This window comes from Fundidesulfovibrio agrisoli (assembly GCF_022808715.1).
GTDB lineage: Bacteria > Desulfobacterota > Desulfovibrionia > Desulfovibrionales > Desulfovibrionaceae > Fundidesulfovibrio > Fundidesulfovibrio agrisoli.
This window is the reverse complement of sequence record NZ_JAKZKX010000047.1, coordinates 1-4,263: the sequence shown is the minus strand read 5'-3', so window position 1 is coordinate 4,263 and position 4,263 is coordinate 1. Positions and strand designations below refer to the sequence as shown.

3 protein-coding genes and 1 tRNA gene are annotated in these 4,263 nt (G+C 67.5%); 2 read left to right on the top strand and 2 right to left on the bottom strand.

Annotated elements, in window-relative coordinates; genetic code table 11:
- The first annotated feature begins 147 nt into the window (after nucleotides 1-147).
- A complete protein-coding gene (locus tag MLE27_RS17780) occupies nucleotides 148-636 on the top strand; it encodes a hypothetical protein (RefSeq protein ID WP_243313971.1) in 489 nt (162 codons plus the stop codon).
- Nucleotides 637-834: 198 nt separating this feature from the next.
- Here MLE27_RS17780 and MLE27_RS17775 read toward each other — a convergent pair.
- Both MLE27_RS17775 and MLE27_RS17770 read right to left on the bottom strand, forming a co-directional pair.
- Nucleotides 835-911 (bottom strand) — tRNA-Pro (locus MLE27_RS17775).
- A gap of 24 nt (nucleotides 912-935) precedes the next feature.
- On the bottom strand, nucleotides 936-2,696 hold the full coding sequence (locus MLE27_RS17770) for a PAS domain S-box protein (RefSeq protein WP_243313968.1): 1,761 nt from the start codon (nucleotides 2,694-2,696) through the stop codon (nucleotides 936-938).
- A 116-nt stretch (nucleotides 2,697-2,812) separates the two neighbouring features.
- Here MLE27_RS17770 and MLE27_RS17765 point away from each other — a divergent pair, with 116 nt between their 5' ends.
- Nucleotides 2,813-4,186: a DUF484 family protein gene (locus tag MLE27_RS17765; RefSeq protein ID WP_243313966.1), complete on the top strand. Its 1,374-nt coding sequence runs from the start codon at nucleotides 2,813-2,815 to the stop codon at nucleotides 4,184-4,186.
- The last annotated feature ends 77 nt before the right edge of the window (nucleotides 4,187-4,263 follow it).

Genomic DNA, 4,263 nt, shown 5'->3' with positions numbered 1-4,263 from the left:
CCAAGTGGCTCTGGACTTACAACAACGAACGGCCCAACATGGGCATCGGCGGCATCACTCCGAGGCAGAAACTGAGAACGGCTGCATAGCCCTACTTTTCAGACAGCCTAAAAAGGGGAGGATTACCCCTACTTCCACAACGGCTCCGTGGGCACGCTCAAGCAGGTGGTGGATTTCTACACGCGCGGCAGCGACTTCGGCGCAGCCAACACCGGTGACTTGTCGAAGGATATCGGTCAGATCGGGCAGTTGGCCGGTGACGAGGACAAGAAGGACGCCCTGGTGGCGTTCCTGCTGACACTGACCGACCCGCGGGTCAAGAACGAGGCGGCCCCCTTCGACCACCCTCAGCTCTTCCTGGTGGTGGCCGCGCCTGGCAACGACACGGCCGTCGCGTGTACTGCCACCCAGATTGAACAGGGCGCTTGCGACCAGTTCGTCGAGTTGCCCGCTACGGGCCTTAATGGACGTACGGCTGATGGGCGTCCGCTGCTGACCACGTTCATGAACATGGACCCCTTCGGCCGCAACGGCGAGTTGCTGGCTCCCAGCGGGGGAACGCCGCAGGCCAGCGCGGGCCCGCAACAGCTTCCTGTTCCATACGTGACGGGCAACGTGCTTCCCCTCATTCCCTGAGGGGATTGATGTCGCCTTGCCGTGCGCTCACGTGACTATACGTCAACTCGGCAGGGGGTTGCCCCGGGGGCATCCTTGACCGACGAAGGCCGTCCGCAGGGGCGGCCTTTTTCGTGCCCCAAATGGGCCTATGCAGTGCGGTTCGCAGTGCGAAAGAAAACGGGCCTTGCGACTAGTGTTCGCAAGGCCCAGAAATCTTGGTCGGGGCGGCGAGATTTGAACTCACGGCCCCCTGCGCCCAAGGCAGGTGCGCTACCAGGCTGCGCTACGCCCCGACTGGAAGAGAGTTCCCTAGAGAATTATCGCCCGGCTGGCAAGCCGGGAGAGTCGCGCAGCACGAGCACGATCTTGTCCGGCTGGCCCCGGCCGGAGATGGTGCTGGTTCTGGCCAGCACCACCCTGCCCGCGAAGGCGCATTGCAGCCAGGGCGCATCCGCCGGTCCCGATTCGGCCTCCCGTTGCTGGCAGTGGCGCAGCACGCCCTGGAGCTGGGGGGGGCAGGGCGCTCCCCGCAGGGCCTCCCGCATGGCGCCGAGCGCCCGGGCCAGGGGTTCGTTGCAGGCCAGGAGCTTCTCCCCCGAGTCCAGCACGGCCGCCATGTCCGAGGTCATGGCGAGCAGGGCCTCGCAGTCCCTTCCGGGTTTGACCGTCTGCATGGCGGTCTGGCTGTCCGTGACGTCGAATATCAGGGAGTGCAGCACCACGCGCCTGCCCTGGACCAGTGGGGAGACGCGGACCTCCACGTCGCGGACGGCTCCGGAGGCAAGCTTGTGCCGGAAGCGGAACACGCGCGCCCTGGCGCTGCTGGCCTCGCGCAGGCGCAGGCCCAGCACGGGGAGCTCCAGGGTGTTGATGTCGGCGATGTTCATGGAGCGCAGCTCGCCGGAGGTGTAGCCGTAAAAGGCCTGAGCCGCGGGGTTGGCGTCCAGAATGCCACCTGTGTCGCCGTCGATGAGCAGTTGCACCGTGGAGTTGGTGAGGAACAGGTCGCGGTAGCGCGACTCGGAGGAGCGCAGCACGATCTCCGAGGCCTTGGCGTCGGTGATGTCCTGCCAGGCCCCTACGATCTCCAACTGGCGGCCCTCGCAGTCGGTGACGAGCCTCTGGTCGTCTCGCACCCAGCGCCAGACGCCCTCCCGGTTGCGGACCCTGTAGTCCTGCACCAGGCGGCCCCTCCCGGCCAGCCCGACCTGGGCGCGCCGGACCCTCTCGGCGTCGGCGGGGTGCACCTGCGAGATCCAGAAGGAGGAACTCAGAAGGTCCAACTGCGAGAAGCCGAAGATATCGCGGATGTTCTCCGAGACGTAGGTCGGGCTGAAGGGGTCGTCCGGCGAGCAGGTGCGCAGCACCATGGGGCTGGAGGCGAGCAGATGCTCCAGGCGGGCCTGGGTGCGGCGCAGGGCCTCCTCCATGTGCTTGCGCTCGGTGATCTCGAAGGCCATGTGCACCGCCCAGGCCGACCCGCCGTCCGGGGAGGGCACGGGAGTGCTGCGCGTGATGAAGGTGCGGCCCTCGGGCGTGGTGACCTCGCCGCCTTGCGGCTGGCCAGTCCTGACCGCTTCGGGAAGCAGGCAGCCCGGGCAGGGGGCTTCCAGGCCGTGAATCTGGCTGTAGCAGGCGCGGCTGAGGCCGCTGTGCTGGAAATCCTTCAGGGCGGGGTCGCTGGAGAGCACCCAGAGCAGGCGCAGGTCCTGGTCGACGCACTTCAGGGTCATGCCGCTGAAATCCCTGAGGATGCTGGCCTGGGCCATGGCCTCGGGGACTGGAGGCTGGGCCGGGGCCGCCTCAACCAGCGTGGGTTGCGAAGGCCGGCCCTTCACGGGTGGGCGTCCGCCGCGTTTGGCGGCATCCGCCTCTTCGGCGGGCGTGAAGAGCTCTCCGGGGTCAACCCCCAGGGTGCGCGCCAATTGCCCGAGGGATTCGAACGAAGGGGCCGAGAGGCCGCGTTCGAGCCTGCCCAGGAAACGGTCCGAAATGCCGGCCTGGGCGGCGAGTTCGGCCTGGGTCAGGCCGGCCTGGCGTCTGAGCGCCTTGATGCGGGTGCCGAAGAGTTTCTTCATGCAGCGCCCCCTGATTATTGTCTTTTTAACCATGATCGCCGCGAGAGACAACCCTTGCCCACACTGCGCCGTTGGCAAGCCTTTTCAGAAGCCCTGCTGTGGGCTAGCATGCGGCCATGAACGGTCACCCCCTCTTGGCGTCGCTGCTCGGCCAGCTCCAGGCTTTGGAGCGTTCCGCGCGCGAGCAGCGTGTGCCCTTGCTCGTGGGGCAGGCGGAAGCCCTGCGCCAGGCGGCCCTCGGCCTTGTGGCCGACCGGGAGGCGGTGGAGGAGCAGGCCATGATGGCCGCTCTGCGTGTGGAGAAGCTTGAGGCGGCGCTTGAGCGCAACAGGAAGCTCTACGAGGGCGGGCTGCGCTCCTTCGACCGCTTCCGGCAGGGCTTCCAACTGGTGGAGGAGCTGCGCGACCTGGAGAACCTGCCCCGGCTCATGGAGCAACTGCGCCGCCTGTTCCGCGTTGGGCTGATGCGCCTGAGCCTGGAAAGGGTGGATTTCGAACCGCTGCTGCCGGATGGCTTCCCGCTCATGGAGCGCGGGAGACTGGGCGAAATCGCCTCCAAGGTGCTGGCCGGGGGAGCGAAGGCCTACCTGGGCTCCACGACGCAGGCCCCCGCCGGGGTGCTGAGCGAGGAGGAGGCCAGGCGCTGGCGCTCCTGCTTCGTCTATCCCCTGAAAGACCGTTTCCGCGAAGGGGAATGGGCCGGGGTGCTGGTGCTGGCGGACGCCAACTCGCAGCGCTACCGCCCGGAGATGGCCACTGACTACATGGAGCACTTCAGCGACGTGCTGGCCAGCTCCGTTTCCGGCCTCGCGGAGCACAAGCGCGCCGAGAGCCTGCGGGAGGACGTGGAGCGCATCGCCCGGCACGACCTCAAATCCCCGTTGTCGGCCTTCCTGACCCTGCCGCAGATGCTGCTGGAATCAGACAACATCACCGAGCGCCAGAAGGAGATGATCCGCCTGATGCTCGGGGCCGGGCGTCGCATGCAGAACATGATTACGCTGTCGCTCTCCATCTACCGCATGGAGCGCGGCGAATACGCCCTGGACGCCCACTCCGTGGACGCCGCCGGGCTGGTGCGCGCCATCTGGGACGAATCAGGCGGCCCGTACCGCGCCTCGGACATCCTGCTGGAGCTCGAGGCCCAGGAGGAGCCCTTCATGGTGCGCGGCGAGGAGCTGCTCTGCTACACGATGCTCGCCAACCTGATCAAAAACGCGCTGGAGGCCTCCTCCCCCGGGGAGCGGGTGGGGGTGAACCTGCTGCGCGAGGACGGCTGGGACGTGGTGGAGGTGCGCAACGTGCGGGACGTGCCCGAGGCCATGCGGGGCTGCCTGTTCGAGAAGTACGCCACCCACGGGAAGCTCGGCGGCACCGGGCTGGGGGGCTACTCGGCCCGGCTCATCGCCCGGACCCACGGCGGCGACGTGGCGGTGAGCACCGGGAACGGCGACGGCACCACGGTGAGGGTGCGGTTGCCGAGGGAGTAACGATTTTTTCTGGGCCTGCGCCCCCTGGCTCCCGGACGCCGCGAGGCCCTGATATATCGGAAGAATATCAGGGCCTC

Coding starts and splice junctions, on each gene's coding strand:
- MLE27_RS17770 (WP_243313968.1), bottom strand. CDS start 2,696: ATGAAGAAACTCTTCGGCACCCGCATCAAGGCGCTCAGACGCCAGGCC.
- MLE27_RS17765 (WP_243313966.1), top strand. CDS start 2,813: ATGAACGGTCACCCCCTCTTGGCGTCGCTGCTCGGCCAGCTCCAGGCT.